We start from the raw sequence: 3,499 nt of genomic DNA, 5'->3' as shown, positions 1-3,499 counted from the left end.
TTCTGTGGAATCTGATTTGTCAAGTTAACTGCCGTTTTGCCTGGTTGACCGCGATGATCGGCAGGAGGGTCGCGGTAGTCGGTAGCCCGATCTGGCGCGGGGTCGCTCCGGTCGGCGTGGGGATGTCGATGAGTCGTTCCAGCAGTTGGTCGAGGGCGGCCTGGCCGTCGTCGACGGCGGCGCGCTCGTCGTCGGTCAGCGGGATGCTGGCGAGCATCCGCTGGAGGTTGTCCTTCGCCTCGAGCAGTTGTCCCTTGGTGGAGTCCTTCGGGGTGTAGAAGTCGCACTTGGCGCAGGCCATACGGTGCTGACACTGCTCGAAGAAGCTGTAGGTGCAGTATCCGTGCCCCATGTCGTAGTACTGCCAGGGCTCGCCGGCCGCGGCGGCGCCCGAGGTGACGGCGTCCCGGTCGACGAGTACTTCGATCGTGCGGACGTTGCGTGCGAAGTAGCCGGCGTCGTTGTATGCCTTGGCCAGGGTGTTCGGGGTGATTTTCGCGTAGTGCTGGGTCGAGTGGGGCGAGCCGTGGCCGAGCCAGGCCTGCAACTCGAACAGCGTCATCGGCTCCTTGGCGTTGTAGAGCTGGGAGGCGATGGTCGAGCGGGCCCGGTGGCTGGTGATCGCGCCGCGGACATCGGCGGTGGGAACACCGGCTTTGCGGCACAAGGACGGGATGATCGTGGCATTGATATACGTGTTGGCCATGGCGCGGGCGCGCAGCGCGAACAGCAGGTGTACCGGCTGGCCGGTCTTGCGGTCCGGGAAGGTCGGCTGCTCGGGGCGCGCGGCCTGCCACGCCTCGATGGCCTGGCCGAGCAGCGGGTCGACGGGTTTGGTGAACGCGATGCCGGTCTTGTGGGTAGGCACGTCCAGCAGGCACACCGCGTCGCGGGCCAGCACTTCGCGTGAGTCGCCGGGGATGGGGAATCCGTCGTGCTGCCAGCGGATGCAGCCGATGCGCAGCCGCGCGATCTCGTCGCTGCGCAGGCCGCTGAACAGCCAGGTCAGCGACACGGCTCGGAGGTGTTCAAGCGGGTAGCGCAATGTGTTCAAGCCGGTGGGTAGGTCGTCGGGCTCGATGTTGAGCCCGGCCCACAGCAGCTTGGCCCAGATCTCGTCGGCGATGACGCGCGGGTCGGGTCCGAGCATCGCGGCCGTCGTTCGCGGGGTGGCCATGGCGCGCTCGGGGTCGAACCGGCGCGGGATCCATTCCCATTCCTGCAGGTCCCGGAAGAACGCCCGGGCTGCGGTGAGGTAGCCCGCTTTGGTGTGCGGAGTGATCGGCTGGCCGATCCGTTTCTCGTGGCTGGAGCGGCGTTGGACGTAGTCGCCGACACGGAGCTTGTCGACGGCGGCGACCCAGGCCGCGCAGGTCTGGCGGGTCCACTGGGCAGGTTCCGTGATCTCCGGGTGTTCGGCGGCGAGCCAGCGTCCGATCTTCGAGAGCACGATGCGGTGGTTGTCCCGGGCCTTGCGCGAGAGCGTGCAGGTGGTGTGCCAGCGTTCGACCCACTCGGCCCACGAGCTCGCTGTTCCCTCGATTGCGGGCATCCGCCCGCGATGGGGGTCGGGCGGCAGGGCGCAGTGCCCGAGGGCGGCCACGGCCCGCTGGATGCCGTACAGCGCTCCAAGATGATGCTCCGTCATGTCAGGGTGCTGGCGCATCCGGGCGAAGGCCTCGGTGGTCAGGTCCTTAAGCAGTGGACTGCGATTGTGCAGGAGCACGTTGCAGAGCACCGGGGAGATCCGCGAGTCGACACCGACATCGATCTGGTAGCCCCAGCCGCGCAACACGTCCGCGACCTGCTGCTGCGCTTCGTCGACAAGGGCCCTGCCGAAGACCCGCCAGGCCATCGGCAGGCGCTGGAATCGTCCCAGCTGCGCGAACTCGGTGAACTCGCTGATCAAGTAGGCGTAAGCGATCAGATACGACCGCGCCGTCCCCTCGGCCCATCCTGGAGCCGTCTCGGTGAACTTTCGGGCGTTGTTGCCTATCAGCGAGACCCAGTCCTGAGTGGACCAGGACCACACCGTCCGGCCGCGTTCAGCACAGCGCAGGAGGATCAGGGCGGTGGCGTCGTCGACGCCGCGACGGTAAGAGCCGTCCGCGGGACACCACAGCGATGAGCGCACATCGTCGAGCGGGCGAAGTAGACGCCGGATCGCCTTCCAGTGCGGGGCCCATCGGTCATGCCTTCCGGGGAGTCGGCGCAGTTCAGCTCCCAGAGACAGCAGTGCCGAACGTTCGAGGACGGTGAGTTCGGGATGTCGGTCGTAGCGTTGCGGGTCGATCGGCCAAGGCCAGGACGGAGCAGCGGCCGCATCGAGGGCCGCCGCTGTGGTCATCGCGGTCATCGCGTGACCGCCGCCGCTGCGGACTCGTCGAGCCGGGCCAGCATCTGCACGCGCCAACCGTGTATCTGCTCCATCCCGCGGTTGAGTTTCTCGGCCAGGTCGCGGCCGGACAGATGGATATAGGTGAGCGTGGACTCGGTGTTGCGGTGCCCGGCGAAGGTGGCGATGGCGTGCAGTTCCCAGCCCATCCGGGCCAGGTCGGTCAGGCACAGATGCCGGGTGGTGTGGGTGGAAAACCGCGGAACATCGGCTTCGAGGGCGATGCGGCGGATCACCTTCGACCAGGTCCACAGACTCAACGGCTGGGCGTGGTTGCGCCGAGACTCCGACAGGAACAGCGGGCCGCGGGCGCGGCTGATCGTAGCGCGATGCGCGAGGTAGCCCGACAGCAGCACCCCGGTCGGCGCCGAGTAAGGCACGATCCGCTCGAGCCGGTTCTTCGTGGTCTCCGCCCGCACCCGCAGGGTGCGGTGCGCCGGATCGAGGTCGTCGGTGCGCAGCGAGCACAACTCTTCGCGGCGCAGTGCTGCATCGTAGGCCAGAGCGAGCATGACGCGGTTGCGGATCGGCTCGGCCGCGGCGATGCCGAGGATGTCCAGCCACTGCTGCTCGGAAGGAATCCACGGCAGCTTGGTCATCCTCGGGACCAGACCGCGCTCGTGTCCGCCGCGCCGGCGTCCCGGCGTGTAACGGCCGCGGCCGACCGGGTTCGACTCGCGCAGCCCCTCCTCCATCAAGTAGTCGTAGAACAGCCGCACCGGCACCAGCCGCTGCTGAATCGTCGAGTTGGCCAGGCCCGCCCCGGAATCGATCGAGATCACGTTCGCGCCGCGGTGGCTCGGCCGCGACGTGAGCTCACGCACGTAGACCGCGATGTGAGCCTTGTTCGCGGTGATCGGGTCGACCCCGGCCCGGTCGCACATCGCCAGGTACTCGGCCAGGCCGCGGGCGTAAGCATCGATCGTCCGAGGCGCCCGGCCGAGATCGCTCCACACACCAAGCCACTCAGCCGCCCGCTCATGCCGACCGAGTATCGGCCACTTCCGCCCCAACGCCGCCGTGGTGCTCAACAAGTCTCCTCAGTCCGTGGTCGCTCGACAGAGCAATGATCTTCTCTGTCGCCAGATTCCACGTAACTGTTAG

General features: G+C 67.6%; 2 protein-coding genes. Both read right to left on the bottom strand.

Translation table 11 applies throughout. The annotated features are described in order from the left end of the window. Nucleotides 1-19: 19 nt before the first annotated feature. A complete protein-coding gene (locus KDL01_RS45750) occupies nt 20-2,134 on the bottom strand; it encodes a tyrosine-type recombinase/integrase (protein WP_212533921.1) in 2,115 nt (704 codons plus the stop codon). A 218-nt stretch (nt 2,135-2,352) separates the two neighbouring features. After that, entirely contained in the window at nt 2,353-3,351 is a 999-nt protein-coding gene (locus KDL01_RS45745; protein WP_212533920.1) for a tyrosine-type recombinase/integrase, read from the bottom strand. Between the last annotated feature and the right edge of the window lie 148 nt (nt 3,352-3,499).

Source organism: Actinospica durhamensis (assembly GCF_018139695.1).
GTDB lineage: Bacteria > Actinomycetota > Actinomycetes > Streptomycetales > Catenulisporaceae > Actinospica > Actinospica durhamensis.
The sequence above is the reverse complement of the archived record's forward strand: the minus strand, read 5'-3'. Positions and strand labels throughout refer to the sequence as shown.